14 protein-coding genes are annotated in these 17,662 nt (G+C 43.1%); 5 read left to right on the plus strand and 9 right to left on the minus strand.

All coding sequences use genetic code 11. The features are described from left to right. The first annotated feature begins 118 nt into the window (after positions 1–118). From ACFVSH_RS04525 to ACFVSH_RS04535, 3 genes are all read left to right on the plus strand, one after another. Entirely contained in the window at positions 119–373 is a 255-nt protein-coding gene (locus ACFVSH_RS04525) for a YgaB family protein (protein WP_063577340.1), read from the plus strand. Between the two features lie 234 nt (positions 374–607). Next, positions 608–1,138 (plus strand): nucleoside tri-diphosphate phosphatase, encoded by a 531-nt coding sequence (gene ntdP / locus ACFVSH_RS04530; protein WP_063234823.1) that lies wholly within the window; start codon positions 608–610, stop codon positions 1,136–1,138. A gap of 260 nt (positions 1,139–1,398) precedes the next feature. Then, the gene (locus ACFVSH_RS04535) at positions 1,399–3,147 is read left to right on the plus strand and encodes an ABC transporter ATP-binding protein (protein WP_387604521.1); all 1,749 of its coding nucleotides are present in this window, start codon (positions 1,399–1,401) and stop codon (positions 3,145–3,147) included. An 87-nt stretch (positions 3,148–3,234) separates the two neighbouring features. Here the strand turns inward: ACFVSH_RS04535 and ACFVSH_RS04540 are convergent, their stop codons facing one another. The 5 genes from ACFVSH_RS04540 to ACFVSH_RS04560 all read right to left on the minus strand — a co-directional run bounded on the left by ACFVSH_RS04540 (position 3,235) and on the right by ACFVSH_RS04560 (position 7,656). Then, positions 3,235–4,155 (minus strand): EamA family transporter, encoded by a 921-nt coding sequence (locus ACFVSH_RS04540; RefSeq protein WP_260287929.1) that lies wholly within the window; start codon positions 4,153–4,155, stop codon positions 3,235–3,237. Between the two features lie 292 nt (positions 4,156–4,447). Then, positions 4,448–4,795, minus strand: a complete 348-nt coding sequence (locus ACFVSH_RS04545) for a hypothetical protein (protein WP_260287931.1) — start codon at positions 4,793–4,795, stop codon at positions 4,448–4,450. 13 nt (positions 4,796–4,808) lie between these two features. Further along, on the minus strand, positions 4,809–5,339 hold the full coding sequence (locus ACFVSH_RS04550; RefSeq protein ID WP_387604519.1) for an NAD(P)H-dependent oxidoreductase: 531 nt from the start codon (positions 5,337–5,339) through the stop codon (positions 4,809–4,811). Between the two features lie 18 nt (positions 5,340–5,357). Then, positions 5,358–6,977: a DHA2 family efflux MFS transporter permease subunit gene (locus tag ACFVSH_RS04555; RefSeq protein WP_260287933.1), complete on the minus strand. Its 1,620-nt coding sequence runs from the start codon at positions 6,975–6,977 to the stop codon at positions 5,358–5,360. A 40-nt stretch (positions 6,978–7,017) separates the two neighbouring features. Next, a complete protein-coding gene (locus tag ACFVSH_RS04560) occupies positions 7,018–7,656 on the minus strand; it encodes a biotin/lipoyl-containing protein (RefSeq protein ID WP_098370619.1) in 639 nt (212 codons plus the stop codon). A gap of 321 nt (positions 7,657–7,977) precedes the next feature. Between ACFVSH_RS04560 and ACFVSH_RS04565 the strand changes: the two genes are divergently transcribed. Further along, on the plus strand, positions 7,978–8,436 hold the full coding sequence (locus ACFVSH_RS04565) for a MarR family winged helix-turn-helix transcriptional regulator (protein WP_260287935.1): 459 nt from the start codon (positions 7,978–7,980) through the stop codon (positions 8,434–8,436). Positions 8,437–8,494: 58 nt separating this feature from the next. Here ACFVSH_RS04565 and ACFVSH_RS04570 read toward each other — a convergent pair whose 3' ends face one another. The 4 genes from ACFVSH_RS04570 to ACFVSH_RS04585 form a co-directional block, all read right to left on the minus strand. After that, positions 8,495–9,586, minus strand: a complete 1,092-nt coding sequence (locus tag ACFVSH_RS04570; RefSeq protein ID WP_387604516.1) for an FUSC family protein — start codon at positions 9,584–9,586, stop codon at positions 8,495–8,497. Positions 9,587–9,907: 321 nt separating this feature from the next. Next, entirely contained in the window at positions 9,908–14,380 is a 4,473-nt protein-coding gene (locus ACFVSH_RS04575; protein ID WP_387604514.1) for a glutamate synthase-related protein, read from the minus strand. 329 nt (positions 14,381–14,709) lie between these two features. Next, positions 14,710–15,999 (minus strand): glutamate-1-semialdehyde 2,1-aminomutase, encoded by a 1,290-nt coding sequence (locus ACFVSH_RS04580; protein ID WP_342615107.1) that lies wholly within the window; start codon positions 15,997–15,999, stop codon positions 14,710–14,712. Positions 16,000–16,142: 143 nt separating this feature from the next. Next, entirely contained in the window at positions 16,143–16,463 is a 321-nt protein-coding gene (locus ACFVSH_RS04585; protein ID WP_387705073.1) for a hypothetical protein, read from the minus strand. 150 nt (positions 16,464–16,613) lie between these two features. On the opposite strand from ACFVSH_RS04585, the gene ACFVSH_RS04590 reads away from it, so the two are divergent. Further along, complete coding sequence (locus ACFVSH_RS04590; protein ID WP_342615108.1) at positions 16,614–17,621, plus strand: ABC transporter ATP-binding protein; 1,008 nt, start codon at positions 16,614–16,616, stop codon at positions 17,619–17,621. Positions 17,622–17,662: the final 41 nt, after the last annotated feature.

Consider the following 17,662-nt stretch of genomic DNA (forward strand, 5'->3'; position numbering starts at 1 on the left):
TTACTTTCATTGGATTCGACAAATGTTTCTTTGTGTTTACATATTATGTCAAAGGAAAAAACGGATAAAAATAGAATATACATACTATAGAAAAAATACAGATTAGGAAGGTGCATTCATGGAGGAATTTAACCGGCTTATAAACAACCAGTTGAAAACGATGGATAAGCTTTTACTTTTACAATCCGAAATCGAAAGATGCCAAGATATAGAGAAGCAACTCCTTGCCCTGGAAGAGGAGAGTGAAGCAGTCACCATTCAGGAAGAGATTCAACTCAAAAAGCAGGAATTGAAAAGTATCCATGATATGTTCGAGAAGCAAACGGAAGAAGTCATCCGTTATTTTCAGCAAGGACAGGCTGCCATACGATGAATAAACGGCTAATTTCTTAGTTAAAATGGGTGGATGGTCAGACTTTTTCGACTTATTTACACATTTTCACTGGGAGATTAGCCACTTTTGTTTTAAATTTATGAATAAATCGCTATAATATAGGAATATAGGGTAAATGGAAAAAAGTATATATTTTTAAATACACACAACAACTGCAAACGGAATAGGGCACAGTACGCTGTCAGGGTGTCTATAGAAAGTAGGGAGAGATAAATGGGGATTGTTCCTGCCGAAGGAGGAAAAATCCAAATCCATAGCTATAAACATAATGGACATATCCATCGTATCTGGGAAGAGACGACCGTTTTAAAAGGGACCCAAAATCTGGTGATAGCAGCGAATGACCGTACTATGGTAACGGAATCAGATGGAAGGACCTGGATTACGAGAGAGCCGGCGATTTGCTATTTTCATTCAAAGTATTGGTTTAATGTTATTGGTATGTTGAGAGAGGACGGGGTTTATTACTATTGCAATATCAGTTCGCCGTTCACATACGAATCGGGAGCATTGAAATACATTGACTATGACCTGGACATTAAAGTATTCCCAGATATGACGTTTAATTTGCTGGATGAGGATGAATATGAAAGGCATCGGAAAGAAATGAATTACCCGGATGCCATCGATTCAATATTGAAACAGAACGTAGACTATTTGATTTATATGATACGCCAGCGAAAAGGACCATTCTCCGCAGAGTTTATTGATAGTTGGTATGAACGCTTTTTAACCTATCGATGATAGAAAAGGCCTGCTGCATAATTGGCAGGCTTTTTCATTATGTATCGTGCCTACACATCTGATTCAATCTTTCAAGAATGCAGGAACCATTAAACCTCCTATATATGTTTATGAAAGGTAGTGAATGAAATCCTTTTGATAGTTAATCATCGAAAAGGAAAATATAATTGAATGGTGCATTTAAGAAATAAGATTCCAAATGGACTGTTATGGACTTTTTTTATCATTTGGATTTAATGATTCAGAAAAGGAGGAAATCCGTGGGGAGCATTAAGAGATATTTGCAATTCGTCAAACCATATAAATGGCAGATAATCGGGACGGTACTGATTGGATTGCTAAAGTTCGCGATTCCGCTTTTGCTTCCATTGCTCAGTAAGTATATTGTGGATGACATCATCGGAAATGGTGACCTGTCCAAAGCCGTGAAGTCCGAACGCCTTTTATGGGCAATGGCCATCATGATATTCATTTTCGTTGCAGTCAGACCGCCGATTGAGTATTACCGTCAATATTTCGCTCAATGGACCGGAACGAAAATCTTATATGATATTCGTAATGATTTATTTACTCATATACAGAAACTGAGTTTTAAATATTATTCCAATACAAGAGTGGGCGAGGTCATTTCAAGGATGATCACGGATGTGGAACAAACGAAGAACTTTGTCATCACGGGTCTGATGAACCTTTGGCTCGATATCGCAACGATCATCATAGTGATAGTCATCATGTTTACGATGGACGTGAAGCTAACCATTGTATCCATCATCATGCTTCCATTTTACGCATTTTCGATCAAGCATTTCTTCGGTAAGCTGAGAACCTATACAAGGATTCGGTCCCAAGCGTTGGCGGATGTACAGAGTCACCTACATGAACGGGTTTCAGGGATGTCGGTCATCAAAAGCTTTGCGATAGAGGACAGGGAACAGGAATTGTTTGCGAAGCAGAACAAGAATTTCCTCGATAAGGCCCTAAAGCATACGAGCTGGAATGCTAAGTCATTTGCTGTCGTGAATACGATCACGGATATTGCCCCCCTGCTCGTTATAGGATTTGCCGGTTATCAGGTCATTCATGACCAATTGTCACTGGGTACCATGGTTGCTTTCGTCGGTTTCATAGACCGGCTATATAATCCCCTCAGACGTTTAGTTAACTCTTCGACGACAATGACCCAGACATTGGCGTCCATGGACAGGGTTTTTGAGTTTGTGGATGAGAAGTATGATATCGATGACGAACCAGGGGCGAAAGAGTTGAAGCATGTGGATGGCGGTATAACCTTTCAGGATGTATCGTTTTCTTATGACGAGAAAGAGGCACCCGTTTTAAAACATATCAATTTGGATGTTAAACCAGGGGAAACCATTGCACTTGTCGGGATGAGCGGAGGCGGGAAATCCTCGATTGTCAGTTTGATTTCCCGTTTCTATGATGTGACGGAGGGAAGGGTATTATTGGATGGGACGGATATCCGTAAATATCAAGTCCGCAGCCTAAGAGATAAAATAGGAATGGTTCTACAGGATAATATCTTATTTAGTGAATCGGTTAAGGCCAATATCCTTATGGGACGGCCTGATGCAAGTGATGAAGAAGTATTTGAAGCGGCAAAGGCGGCGAATGCTCATGACTTCATCATGGGTCTAAAAGAAGGATATGAAACGAAAGTCGGGGAGCGGGGAGTTAAATTATCCGGAGGCCAAAAACAACGGGTGGCCATTGCGAGGGTATTTTTGAAAAACCCGCCAATCCTTGTTCTCGACGAAGCCACATCGGCATTGGATTTGGAAAGTGAACACTATATCCAGGAGGCGCTGGATATTTTGGCGAAAAACCGGACCACCATCATCGTGGCCCACCGGTTATCGACCATCACCCATGCCGATCGGATCGTTCATATCGATAATGGGGAAATTACGGAAATGGGAACACACGAAGAACTCATGAAAAAGCAAGGGCATTATTACAACCTATTTCAAGTGCAACAATTGGATGCTTAAGGAGAAAAGGAAAAACAATATATAAAAGAAGACCATTCCGCTAACGGGAATGGTCTTTCTTATTCTTATCCGAACCGGTGGATAATGTTATGAAATCCTTTTTTCATGCAGCGTTTTTTTTCTGTCAGGAAGAAATCGCGGCAGATGCTTTATTCCCTCAGGCAAGGCGATGCCGACGATGATCAAGCACATTCCGAACCATTGCAGTGACGTAACCTGTTCATTCAAGAAGATGACGGAAACGACCATCGCTGAAGGAAGCTCTGCTGCACAAAGAATCGTTCCAAGCCCGACACCCACTTTCGGCAAACTGACAGCAAAGAAAAAGAAAGGAACTAAAACACCCAATGTGCCGAGCAGCAGACCGTAGTACCATAGGTTCGTTTGGACAAGATTCGTCACAAGTGTGACGGGGTTAGTCGTGAATACAGCAGTCAGCATGGCACCCGTTGCAATGAAAAACAACCGTTTCATTGAAGATTCCCCAACTGCGAATTGAGAGTTGCAGTACATATACAGTGCAAAGAGCAACGCAGACAATAATCCAAACAATACGCCTTTCAGGCTTAGACCGGATAGTGACTGACCAAAGATCGCCCCCGCCAATAATGTACCGATGAAGAGAACGAAGATGGCAATGAGTTTATTTTTATCGGGGCGTCTTTTATTTAAGAAACTTTCTATAAGGACGCCAATCCAGGTAAATTGAAATAAAAAGACAACGGCAATCGAAGCGGGAAGCTCGGATACGGAAACGGCATAGGCCTTTCCGACGAAAGTGGACATCATGCCCGTGATTAATAGTAATCCGGCACTCTTCCATGAAACTTTATATTTAAACGAAAAAAGAAATAACACGGAGACAATCAGCCAACCGACGAGGTATTGACTGCCGACCAGTTCCCCGGAAGAATGGCCATCCATGAATCCAAATTTGATCATCGTGGATAATGTGCCATATGAGATCGAACCGATTAAGACCATTATGGAATACTTCAAAAGTTGCATGTTTTTCCCCCCTGAAAAAATAAAAATCGCCACCTGCCAAAAAGGCAAGTGACGAACGAAAAAAGGAAATCCTTTTAAAATTCCGTCTCTCAACAAAAGTTGAGTTTAAAAAAATGTTTGTGTTGCATTACCTTAGCTTAAAGTCTTTGTGAATAGTTGTCAACCAGAAAAATAAGTTAAACCAGCAGTCGATCTTTAAGCTAAAGGCGGCGGCGGAGGTCGGAAATGTTCCTTTCATACATAGTAATTGAAAACCCAAAAAGAGGCGAATAGCCTAATGGGGGGATGTGTTTCAGTCACGATTTTCCTGGAAGTCTTCCAAAGTACCACGATATTCCGCGTCTTTCATTTTGCGAAGATTAGGCTTTTTTTCTGCAGTTGGCTCATCATTTGGCTTTTGATTGTGAAGCTTGGAAAGAGCCAAACGATAATCCTGATCTTTCATTTTCAATTCATCATTGTCTGTTGGGGAGATGATTTCGGTAACGGAATCATCTGCCGAAGAGATAGAGGACTCTTCCAATGAGTTCTCTTCCTCGACACCCGGCGGCTTATCTTCAGGTGATAGGGCTTTGATATTGAATGTGATCAAGCCCGTAACCGCTATTATGGCAACGATGATAATTAGAATTATGCCCATTGAATCAAGCCTCCTAGAGCTCGTTTATGAATGAACGTGTGACATGGGCTACCCGTTTTCCTAATGCTTCTCCAAGCTGCAAGTCATTTTTGGTGATGTTGTCATCTACACCGGGCGGACAGCTTATCCCTACTCCATAGTAGGAACCGTATAAGGCGTTTTCCGGAACAGTGCCGGGTAAGCCCACAATGATCATGCCTTGATGAAGCATTGGTGTGATTAAGTTCAGCATGGTAGCCTCGAGTCCGCCGTGTACGGTGGCCGTCGTACAGAATACTGCCCCCACTTTATTGATCAGCGCACCCTCCGCCCATAGATAACCAAGTTTATCAATCCATGTTTTCAAACTCGAACTGATGGTGCCGAAATGACCGGGACAGCCCCAAATGATTGCATCCATTTCCTGAAGCTTATAAACATCCGCCTCGTTAACATGGTCAATGAGAACCTCAGCCCCAGGAACCGAAGAGGCTCCTTGAGCTATTGATTCGGCAAGTGCTTTCGTATGGTTGCCTTCACTGTCGTAAACAACATAGATCTTCATTTTTATTCCCCCATTTAGTTAAACCGATTTTTTTACTGGTGAAGGAAGCAAAGGTACATCCAAATGTTCCTGTTTAGCTTTTTTCATTGCTTTGTCCTTCCGAACGTCACGCAAAAACAGTGAGAGAACGATACCGGCAATTGCGAAGCCTGTTGCCCAAAAGAATGCATCATTGATTCCCATTACATTTGCTTGGCCCTGGATTTGGGAAGAAATCAGCGACATGGCAGTTTCCTGTGCCTGTTCACTAGTTTGATTCATCGAACTCATGATGGATTGGACGATTGTTTGGTAATTCTGAACAAAACCGGGATCACTCGTACTCATTTCCGTTCCTAAAGCAGTTCCATGGAATGAAGCACGGGTAGTATAAATGGTCGTCACGAAACTCGTACCAATGGCTCCGGTAACTTGTTTCAGCGTATTGCTCATTGCCGTACCATGGGTATTCAAATGCTTAGGAAGCTGGTTCATCCCAGCTGTCATGATCGGCATCATCAGTAAAGACATTCCTAGTGCACGGATGGCATAGATGATGACCAAAGTCGAATAGGACGTTTCCGTAGTCAAATTAGCAAATTCGAAGGTTGTGACTGCAGTGATCGCTAAACCAAAAAGTGCTAATGGACGAGGACCGATTTTGTCAAATAATGCTCCTGAAATGGGCGACATCACCATCATCACAAGTGCTCCGGGTAACATCAATAGACCGGATTGAACTGGTGTGAAGCCTCTTAAGGTCTGCAAATATATTGGCAATAAGAATATCCCGGTGAACATGGCCACTGTGACGATGGCGGAAATGATATTCGATAATACGAACATGTCATACTTGAATACACGGAAGTCGAGCATAGGAGTTTCCGATTTTAGCTGTTGAACCACAAATAGGGTCAATAGGGTCAGCCCGATGATGATCGTTCCCAGAACGAGTGAATCCGTCCAGCCTTTGGATCCTGCTTCACTGACACCGTATAGTAATGATGCAACACCTAGCAAGGATAAAGAGGCGCCCAATAAATCCAATTTGATTTTCTTTGGTTCTGCTACATTATGCATGCTTAGAAGGGCAAGTATTATTACGATAATGCCTAATGGCACCATTGCGTAGAACATCACCCGCCAGCTATATTCCTGAATGACCCAACCTGATAAAGTCGGGCCGATGGCAGGGGCAAACATAATGGCAAGTCCGAATATCCCCATTCCTTTCCCGCGCATTTCCGGAGGGAAGATGAAAAGGATAATCGTCATGACCAATGGCTGGAGAATCCCGCCGCCAGCCGCCTGGATCAGCCGGCCTGTAAGGATGACGGGGAAATTAGGTGCAATCCCGCAGATGAATGTCCCGACAGTGAATAGAAACATGGCAGCAAGGAATAAAACCCGCGTGCCAAACCGTTCTATTAAGAAAGCGGACAGTGGGATCAAGGCACCGTTCACGAGCATGAATCCAGTTGATAACCATTGAATCGTAGTCGCAGCTACATTGAATTCTGCCATCATCCTCGGCATGGCGACACTAAGCAGAGTTTGATTCAAAATGACCATGAACAAACCTAGCATTAAGATAATTAACATGGGGGCAAACTGTTTCATTCCCTTGTTTTCATTTACTGAGATGGTTTGAGAAGCCATTTATTGAAAAGCCTCCTTTCTGTATAACTGTGTAGCTGGTTTATTTAGTTGAAATTTTCACTTCTGCGTTCATTCCAGGCAGAACTTTATCGGATGGTGCTTTAATGGAGATTTTAACTGGTACTTTTTGAGTGACTTTCGTATAGTTCCCGCTGCTGTTTTGATTGCCCATCACTGAAAAGACAGACGTTGTGGCATAACCGATCTGTTCCAATGTACCTTCGAAAACAGTATCGGGATCTCCATCGATGATAATATCGACGCTGTCACCTTTTTCGATATCCTTCAATTTATTTTCCTCAATATTAGCCGTTATGGACAGGTCATCCATATTGATGGTCTGAGCAAGCGTTTGACCCGCTTGAACAAGCTGCTCATCATGCACTTGTGTTTTAACGATTGTACCTTGTGCTGCGGTTTTTACTGCTTCTTTTCCATCTAAAGTGGTTACATTGGCAACTTGGTCATTCTTACTTACACTGTCTCCTTCGTGCAAGTCCCAATCCGCTAATTTACCGGCAGCGGGGGCAACGATGGTATATAGTTCTCCCGACACTTTCGCTTCATCCGTTTTAATGAAATTCGTGCTTTCATAATAGTAATAAGCCCCACCGGCTAATACCGCTACTATAATAACCAAACCAATGACATTGATTAAAACTAAACGTCCTCTATTCACTTGTTTCGCCTCCAAAAATATTGATGATGTATTCCCTTTGATTAACGTTCATTAGCCAGAAATGATATCGCCTCCTATTCTTATGTTTATTTATTAATTTTAATAAATATTAATTTTTGTAAGTATTAATATTATAAGTAAAGAGTTTACCAGTTTAATTATTTTTTGTCATGTAAAATATTCTGAATAATAATGGGAAATAAATACAGTTGAATAGTAAAAATTTGAATTTTTTTTAGTTTTAAGGATATATGGAAAGTAAATTTGACAATGGAATGGCATTTAATTAAATTTAAGAGGTAGGATTGTCCTATATAAGGAGTGAGAAGGCTGGAATTCAAATGGGAAGTAACTAATAGTATAGAAATGCAGATTTTTCGGATTAGGAAGAAGCTTAGGGCCATCGTAGCAAAAAATCTTCAGCCTTATGGATTAACGTCGCCTCAGTTTTTCATATTATTGATTTTGAAAAAAGAGGGGTCGATCAAATCGACCAAGCTGGCTGACTTCTTAACAGTAAAGCCAAGTGCGATTACCGTATTTGTAGATAAGCTCGTCGAAATGGATTATGTGAAACGGCAGCCCTCTGAAAAGGATCGCAGGGTCATCAATCTTGAATTGAAAGAGGCAGGGGAAGCTATTTTGGGGAGAGTCCTTGCGGATCATAACCAATTGATGGGCAAGAACTTCAACTCATTCTCAGAAGATGAGCTGCAGGATCTTTTGCATAAATTGGATACGATTGAAAAGGCTGCTGATAAGAACCTTTTGGATAATTGAATGAGGGGCCTGCTCGAAATAGAGACGAAAAAAGACGGTTCCCGGGAACCGTCTTTTTTTAATCTTCTACATACTGGACAGATAATTCGTTATCTTCCTTATGGAAGGACTGGAAGCTGACGATCAGCTTTTCAAGATGTTCCAATTGTTCGTCATATTCTATGACTGCGGAAATCAATGGTACAAGGCGGGCAGAGAGATGGCCCAGATTATCATGCATTTCGTCCACTTGATTTTGCTGTTCGAAAAAGTGGGCGAGCAGCTCTTTACGACTTAGACAATCCTGGTCCCAATCTTCAATTTCGTCGATGGCCTTGATTTTTTCGATATGCAGTAATATCAACTGTTCATGCTTGCGGATCAAGGAATCAAGCTGCTGTAAGATGCTCCGTTGGAAATCTTCAGGCATTTGATATACTTCATTCTCGAATTTATGGACTCTCTTCAAGGTTTCAAACGCTTTTTTTGTCGTTATGATCATCTGACGATAAACGACAAGCTTTCTTGCTTTAGCCACACTGTTCTTCTTGAAATATTCCCGTTCCTCTTTGTACATGGAATAGATCTGTTCCAGATCGAGTAACTCCGCCTTCAATCGGCTGATGTCTTTTTTCAATAAAGTGTGTTCTGTAGCGTGCCTTGTGCTGATTCTGATCCATTTCAAGATGTCTTCCGTTACATCTGTAATGCGTGCATAAAGCTTTGCTTCGTACTTTGGAGGAATGAAAACCAGATTCACGATGAACGAAGAAATGATACCAAGCAAAACGGATGAGAGACGAATAAAGGCAAAATTCAGGAATTCCCCGTCATGGCTTTCCATGATGGCAATGGCCGTCACGATAGAAAGGACAATCGTTTTATCCATTTTCAGTTTTAAATTGATGGTTATGACAACCATTACGGCAAGACCGATTATAAAAATATCATTTCCGAACAACAAAACAAAGGAGACAGCAACCAATGCTCCGATGATATTTCCTTGAATTTGCTCCAACACCGTTTGATATGAACGGTAAATGGTCGGCTGTATTGCAAAAATTGCAGCAATCCCAGAAAGGACAGGAGCAGGAAGATTAAGCAGTTCCGATAGATAAAGCGCTAAAACAATTGCTATTCCTGTTTTGAGAATGCGGGCACCAAACTTCATATATGGGTTAATCCTTTCTTTGTGTTGTAATGGAACGTGGTACGAAAAGACTCTATTTATATATAGACTTTTGCCTAAAGTTGTATTCTAACTTATTTGTTAGTACTTTACACTAAAAAAAGAAGATGTAAACAAAAAGTAATATACAGGATTTTCCTAAGGGTTGCTAAAATCAAGTTTAATATATAAAGAAACGATAGGCAATTTCTTGAGCCTTTCAACTATGTTTTCCATCGTTTAAAGACTATCCCAGAGGTATATGACTGGAAAAGGCTGATGCTCGAATTGAAGAGCACCAGCCTTTTTTATATACTTTTGGCATCACTCCGTGGATACGGCAGGATCCGCCTGTTCTTTAACTGGAACGACCTGAAGGAAGTGCTCCCCAGGATTTTGAAGCAGTGTCTCTAAAAAGGCCGCTTCTTCGGGTTGACCATGATCCTTCAAGAGGGCCGTGTATTTGCCCAGAAGTTCGGCCACATCCTGCAGGCCTTTTTCGGATAGGGGCTCAATGGAAATCTTTGCCCCTTTCGCAACCCGCTTCTTAATGACCTCTTTGGTTAATCCGGATTCGGGCTGTTGCCGTAAATAAACGACACCGCCTGTCATCCCTGCGCAAATCCATGGACCGGGATCACCCAGAACTAAACCTCTTCCATTTGTCATGTATTCAAAAGCGAATCCCTTAATATTGGAAGTTACCGCAATATTACCGTTTTCCTTTTCAGGAAGCGGTTGTTTTAATAATCCCCCAATGATCATATCCGCTCCGGAAAGCCGGATTCCCGCCCTGGCATCGGCATCGCCTTGGGCAATGAGGAGACCATGCTGTGCACCGTAACCAAAGCCCTTACCAACGGAGCCATTGTAGAACTTCCCATCTTTTCCTGGAGATTTAAAGATGGCAATATTACCGCCAATCGATGTTTTGCCAATGCCATCCTGGGCACCGCCATTCACGCTGATTGAAATTCCCTCCGTATTGTATGCCCCAAGTCCATTGCCCGGGATGGAACCATCCTGGTAGGATAGGTGAACGGGAGGAAGTTTTTTGTATGATCCATCCAATCTGCCCCTAACGCGGTGACAGGACACCCTGCTGCCGAGTACACGCTGCTCGGAAGTGATCGAGTTATAGCTGCGGGATTGCTGCAGATCATCTACATGCGAATCAAGATATTCAGCGCCAACGGCTACCTGCATGGAGCCTTCATTCAAATATGCCGCCGTTTCTTTATGGGAGAACGGAGTAATATCCAGGTTTTTTAATAAATAGGTTAAATCCAATGATTGTTGACCTTTAACTTGCTGGAGCAAATCGGAACGTCCGACGATTTCCTGAAGATTCTTCACCCCAAGTGATCCGGTCAAAGATTTAAGTTCTTTTGCAAATGCACTGAACATATTCGTTAATCCTTGAACGGCTAAATCGAATTTTCGTGGAACAAAACGGCGCAGCCCATGTTCTTTCGCCTGCGCTTCCGATTCAATTTGGGTGGCGATTCCCACATGGCAAGTATCAAGGTGACATCCGCGGCACGTTGTACAGCCGACGGCAATCATCGAAAGGGTACCAAAACCTACACGGTTTGCACCAAGGAGCATTACCTTTAATACATCCATTGAGCTTTTTAGCCCACCGTCAGCCCAAATTTCAACATTCTGTCGGATACCTGACTCAAGCAGCGCATTATGGGCCGCTTTCACACCAATTTCAACTGGTAGACCGACATGTGCGAGTGCATGGATCCTGGCAGCACCCGTTCCGCCATCAAAACCGGACAGCGTTATGATATCGGCCCCCGCTTTTGCGACGCCGACAGCAATCGTGCCGATGTTTGGAACGACTGGTACTTTGACAGCAACTTTCGCTTTGTCATTTGCCGTTTTTAGCTCATGGATCATTTGGGCCAAATCTTCAATTGAGTATATATCATGGTTATTGGAAGGGGAGATCAAATCGGAACCGATTGTTGCATTTCGGGCTTCCGCGATTTTCGCTGTGACCTTGGAACCGGGAAGGTGACCGCCTTCACCAGGTTTTGCCCCTTGCCCAATTTTAATTTCCAATAGATTTGAAGAGTTCAAGAGTTCTGCATTGACACCGAAACGGCCGGAAGCTATTTGCTGGCCGCGGGATTTCGGGTACTTGCCCAGCATATCCTTTATTTCCCCGCCTTCACCATTCATGCTGATCATGCCTAACCTCTCGGCAGCTTCCGCATAGGCACGGAAGGCAATCTCATTTTGTGATCCAAAGGACATGGATGCTATGACGAACGGCAATTCCTGTTCGCCGACCGAAAGACTGACTTCTTCAGAAGGGATGGAAACATCTGAAGTTTTTAATGATGTCAAGTGGCGGATCGTCGTAGGATTGGATTCTTCCTGTTCGGTGATCTTCTCGCGATAAGCATCATACTCCCCGGTTGAAGCAACTTCCCCGATAGACTTCCAAATCCTGGGGAACAGATGGAAGGTCTTACCCATACGTTCTTTTTCATTGGCGTAATCTTCCGCCCGCTGAATGGCATCTGCCTTGATTTTATCAAAATTATAGTCCAGATCATTCGATCCGAAGAAGTTAGCCACATTTAAATATTCCGCGATTTCCTCATGTAAACCGATGCTTGAGAAAAGTCTTCCATAGCCGCGCAGCTCATGAATGCCAATGGTGGAGATGACTTTCTCAAGCCCTTTCGTCAAGGAGTTATATAGATTGGTAACCCCCTTGATGTCATCTGAAGATAAAGAAAGGAACATATAATAGGGGCTGATTAAGTTGGCCCCTAGACCATAAGAAACGATGATATCATGCAGTGACCTTAACGATGCTGAACGTAAAAGGATGGAACAATCACGGCGCTTGCCTGTGCGGACCAATGCTTGGTCGACGGCTGAAGTGACAAGGTGGGGATCAAGCCAAAGGTTGCCGTTTTGATGGGCAAGGGCATCATCCAGAACAAGCAGCGTTTTTCCTTCATCCACTGCATTGACACTTTCATCCGTTATCCTGGTCAAGGCATCTTTGATGTTTTCATCCTCTTTGAACGTGCTTGAAATGAAGTGCACGAGTTTTTGATCTTGGTAATATTTAATGAACTGATCATAGCTTGGCTGCGATACGATTGACGAGCACTCATAACCCGTTGACCCTTCAATCAATAAAGGAGTCAGCAGCTCCGTGACATTTCCTGCCTTATTCGCTTCGAATAGGGAAGGACGTTTTCCGATGATGGTTCTTGTTGAGAAGTGCTCGGTTTCCCGGTCACGGTCGATCGCTGGGTTAGTTACAACGGCCACACTTTCCTTGATGAAATCAGCGATGTTGGTCCTTTGGGGATTAAGTGCTGCCAGTGGCGCATCGTGACCAAGTGAACGAATGGGCTCAGCGCCTTTTTCGGCCATCTGTTCCACTAATTGTACATGCTCCCTTTCCCACCCAAAGGCTTTATATTGACCATTATGAATGGCTTGCGTGTTTGTCATGGAGGTAACCTTTTCAAAAACTTGGGACTGTAAGCGGACTCGGTCATTGGAAAGGACAAAACGATCATTGAAGAGTTCAAATACTTTATCCTGGTAATCCTTGTATGTGTACAATTCAATACGGTCGCCGTTCCATTTCAAACCGATTTTTTCCCCAGGACCCATCGGTTTCGGATCTCCGGTATATTCACTGGAAGGGATGATTCCCGGTTCGGAAGTGAACATATAGGATGATTCCGTTTCTATATTCCATAGTGGGCGCAAGCCTAAAGAGTCGACAGAGAACACGGCTTCATCGCCGAAACGGGAGATGATGCCTGCCGGACCTTGTGCAAAATGACCCCATGCTTCCCTTAAATACGTATATAAGTCTTGTAAATGCTCTGGATACTCCTTGATTTCGTTGATGATTGGCGGGAACATAAGATCGACAGCTTCAAATAAAGAGTAGCCATGACGGCAGATGAAAGTCTCGATCGTCTTGTTTAAATCCTGTGAGTCGCTTCCATCTTTAGCGATGGGAACTCCAATCATTTTCGCTTCATCACGCAATTTGGCGATGGTATTGATTTCGCCATTATGACCAAGTACACTGAAAGGCTGGACCCGGAAGAAGCTTGAGAGGGTATTAGTTGAAAAACGATTATGTCCCAGTGTCATGGTGGAGGCAGCCAAAGGGTCAGCAAGATCAAGATAATAGGCAGGGAGCGTATCCCCCGCGCCCATCACTTTGTATACCGCATGATGCTGGCTTAAAGATGCAACATGGATGAAATCACTTTTTTCGATGTCGGAAGTCAGCTCAAAAAGAACATTTGAAAGCTCCTGGTCATTATTGATGGTGGAGGTACAGGCAAATTGCCAGAACACTGGGTCTTCTTGAATGGCAATCGGTCCCAATGCCTCGGAACGGTAGGCTTTATCCGTTTCGAATATCAATGAGAGACCATGCTGGAGCAGTTTCTCCTTGACTTCGATTTTTAAGTCGTTAGCTTCTGTTTTTTTGCTTAAAAATAAGTGGGCGACTATGAAGGAATCTTGATCGACGATGCTTGAATCGACATTTACCGCTTCAAGCTTCTTTTTCCAAAGAGCCCGGGGAATATCGATATGGATGCCGGCGCCATCGCCCTCACCATTGATGAAGCCACAGCGATGGTTCATTTTAACCAGGGCGTCGATACAGGCAAAGATGTTTTCGTTAGTAGGGATTTTCTTTTTTTCGATGCAGGAAACGATACCGCAGGCATCATGTTCTTCCTTGTGAAATTCCTTGAATGTAGCAGGTGTCCATTGTTGGGCCATAAATGTGGCATGAATAAGGTTACCCTTATTCTCTGCCTTTCACCTCCTGTAGCATGTGTTTAGTGGGGGAAATATTAGTAAACCCGAACAATAGTCCAAGTTTTGATAGATTGAAAGAAAGTGTATAAATGTATCCATATCATATCATTTAAATATTCAGAAATCAATTTTTTATACAATGGGATGGATGCTGTGATTGATGGGATTTAGGTGGAAAGTGGCCTAAAATGCCAATATTAAAGATTTATTACATGGAAATAAGAAACCCCCAAGATAGATGTACATCCTGAGGGTGTATAAAAAATGAATAATTATGCTGATTCGATTTATTATATTAGGTTTTTGAATGCATGTTCAACCGCTTTTAGAGTATAAGCGATATCGTCATCCGTGTGAGCAATTGTCAAGAACCAGGCTTCGTATTTTGACGGTGCCAAATTGATTCCCTGGTTGAGCATGAGTTTGAAGAACTTAGCGAACATTTCGCCATCCGTATTTTCCGCCTGCTCATAGTTTTCAATTTTTTCTGTCGTGAAATAAATCGTCAGCGCTCCTTTAAGGCGGTTGATGGTGATCGGTACATTATATTGGCGAGCCGCTTTCAGGATGCCTTCTTCAAGGATTTTCCCCAGCCGGTCAAGCTCGTCATACAGCCCGTCTTCTTTAAGCACTTCTAAGCAAGCGATCCCGGAAAGCATGGAAGCTGGATTTCCTGCCATTGTACCCGCTTGATAGGCTGGTCCCAGCGGGGCGACAGAATCCATGATTTCTTTTTTACCGCCATAGGCTCCAATAGGAAGCCCGCCCCCGATGATTTTTCCGAGCGCGGTCAAATCGGGTTGAATTCCCAAGTAGTCCTGTGCCCCTCCATACATGAAGCGGAATGCTGTGATGACCTCGTCGAAAATTACGAGTGATCCGGCTTCGTGAGATAATGAAATGACTTCTTCCAAGAAGCCAGGGCTTGGTTCCACGATTCCGAAGTTGCCGACGATCGGTTCAACCAGAACGCCAGCAATTTCATTGCCCCATTTATCCAGTGCTTCTTTAAATGACTTGATATCATTGAAAGGTACCGTGATGACTTCTTGTGCGATGCTTTTTGGAACGCCGGCAGAGTCCGGTGTACCTAAAGTGGACGGGCCGGAACCTGCAGCGACGAGAACAAGGTCGGAGTGTCCGTGGTAACAGCCTGCAAACTTGATGATCTTATCCCGTCCTGTGTAAGCGCGGGCAACGCGGATGGTGGACATGACGGACTCGGTTCCTGAATTGGTGAAGCGGACTTTATCCATGGATGGTATGGCTTCTTTCAACATTTTGGCAAACTTGACTTCATGTTTTGTCGGAGTGCCGTATAAAACGCCCGTTTCTGCAGCTTTAACGATAGCCTCCGTAATATGTGGATGCGCATGACCTGTGATGATCGGGCCATATGCAGCTAAATAATCGATATATTTATTGCCGTCAACATCCCAGAAATAAGCACCCTTGGCATGATCCATCGCAACAGGTGAACCGCCTCCTACAGCTTTGTAAGAACGGGATGGACTGTTAACCCCGCCAACGATATGTTCCAATGCCTCTTTATGTAAAAGCTCCGAATTACTAAAATCCAATCTTAAAACCTCCTAAAAAATATAAACATATTTCCTCTTAATCATAGCACTTTTCCGTCCGTAAATCTGGGTCGAAGGCTAGGAAATGTGATTCGTCCCCTCATGGAAGCACTGCACCCCTAGAACATCAGGATTCAGGGACTTCATTTTGTTTGCGAAATGGGGGAGGATCCTAAAAATCCGGTTATGAAAGTAAGGATGGCCAAGATGGTTTCTGGGTTTTCGATGTCGAATGATTGACGGTTCATTTCGCCCTGGGCGTGGTAATAGATTAGTTGGCCGGTCCCTTTCTCTTCATTAATGCAAAGATGGAAACTGATGGGGGTGCTTTCAATCGACCCGCTGGAATCCCTTTGGATGACCTGGCATAATAATTCCCCGTACTCATCTTCATAAAGGAAGTCATATCGAAGGTCGAAAACGACCTTTTCAATTTGTGATAGTAATAATTTTTTGATATTCATAGCATACTCGTCTCCTTTATATATGTGTCTGATACAACGATCTTTTCGCCCTGAAAATGGTATTGGGCATCCAAGCATTTTTATTGTCTAAAAAGGGTAGGTTGGATAAACTAATTCATTAGGACAAGAGATTACGGAGGATGTAACAGGATGAGTGATGCAATTCAAGTGAAACAGCTTCGGAAGGAATTTAAGTCGGCATCAAGCCGTACAGGGTTAAAGGGGGCCTTCCGGGATTTACTTACCAGAAATTATAAAATCGTCCCTGCCGTCAATGATATCAATTTTACTGTAAAAAAGGGTGAGATGGTAGCTTATATCGGGGAAAATGGTGCAGGGAAATCGACCACGATCAAAATGCTGACAGGTATTTTGGAACCGACAGCAGGTGAAATCACGGTCAATGGAATGAATCCACATAAAGAAAGGGAAAAGTTCACTCAGACAATCGGAGTCGTATTCGGTCAGCGCTCACAGCTTTGGTGGGATATTGCAGTTCAAGAATCCTTTAGGCTGCTAAAAAAGGTCTATAAGGTAACGGATGAACAATATAACGATCATATGGAACATGTCATCAAGACGCTCGATATCGGACCTTTGCTGGACAAGCCAGTGCGTAAGCTCTCACTTGGTCAGCGAATGCGCTGCGAGCTTGCGGCAGCATTGATCCACAATCCGCCTTTGCTGTTCTTGGATGAGCCGACGATTGGACTTGATGTACTCGTGAAAATGAAGATTCGTGAGTTCCTGAAAGAAATAAATGAGAAATATAATACGACGATCCTTTTGACAACCCATGATTTAGGTGACATTGAAGCATTATGTGAGCGCGTAATCATGCTTGATGAAGGACAGATCATTTATGATGGGGAATTACAGAGTTTGAAAGATAACTGGGCTGAGGAAAAACAGATCCATTTTCAATTCATCGAGCCGATCGCATTGAAGGAATTGCAATCATTGGCGCTCCCATTTACTGCTAACTGGGTTTATGATGAGAAAGATCAAACATACATTGCCTTATTGAAAGAAGAAAATGATCATATTTCACAGCTTGTTTCGGCTGTTGTATCTCATTTTAAAATAAAGGACATCAAAATCCATGAAACGTCCATTGAAGAGATTGTTCGCAACATTTACGAAGAAGGCACTGTCTGACTCTCTTATCATTAAGAAACAACGTGTCTATCAAGAAGGGG

It is taken from the genome of Peribacillus sp. NPDC058002, assembly GCF_042886655.1.
In the GTDB taxonomy this organism is placed as follows: Bacteria; Bacillota; Bacilli; order Bacillales; family DSM-1321; genus Peribacillus; species Peribacillus aracenensis.

Excerpts from the sequence above, each read along its gene's own strand:
- ACFVSH_RS04525 (WP_063577340.1), top strand. The coding sequence starts at position 119 with ATGGAGGAATTTAACCGGCTTATAAACAACCAGTTGAAAACGATGGAT.
- ACFVSH_RS04555 (WP_260287933.1), bottom strand. The coding sequence starts at position 6,977 with ATGGCTTCTCAAACCATCTCAGTAAATGAAAACAAGGGAATGAAACAG.
- ACFVSH_RS04575 (WP_387604514.1), bottom strand. The coding sequence starts at position 14,380 with ATGGCCCAACAATGGACACCTGCTACATTCAAGGAATTTCACAAGGAA.
- ACFVSH_RS04590 (WP_342615108.1), top strand. The coding sequence starts at position 16,614 with ATGAGTGATGCAATTCAAGTGAAACAGCTTCGGAAGGAATTTAAGTCG.
- ACFVSH_RS04550 (WP_387604519.1), bottom strand. The coding sequence starts at position 5,339 with ATGAAGATCTATGTTGTTTACGACAGTGAAGGCAACCATACGAAAGCA.
- ntdP (WP_063234823.1), top strand. The coding sequence starts at position 608 with ATGGGGATTGTTCCTGCCGAAGGAGGAAAAATCCAAATCCATAGCTAT.
- ACFVSH_RS04570 (WP_387604516.1), bottom strand. The coding sequence starts at position 9,586 with ATGAAGTTTGGTGCCCGCATTCTCAAAACAGGAATAGCAATTGTTTTA.
- ACFVSH_RS04545 (WP_260287931.1), bottom strand. The coding sequence starts at position 4,795 with ATGGGCATAATTCTAATTATCATCGTTGCCATAATAGCGGTTACGGGC.
- ACFVSH_RS04585 (WP_387705073.1), bottom strand. The coding sequence starts at position 16,463 with ATGAATATCAAAAAATTATTACTATCACAAATTGAAAAGGTCGTTTTC.
- ACFVSH_RS04540 (WP_260287929.1), bottom strand. The coding sequence starts at position 4,155 with ATGCAACTTTTGAAGTATTCCATAATGGTCTTAATCGGTTCGATCTCA.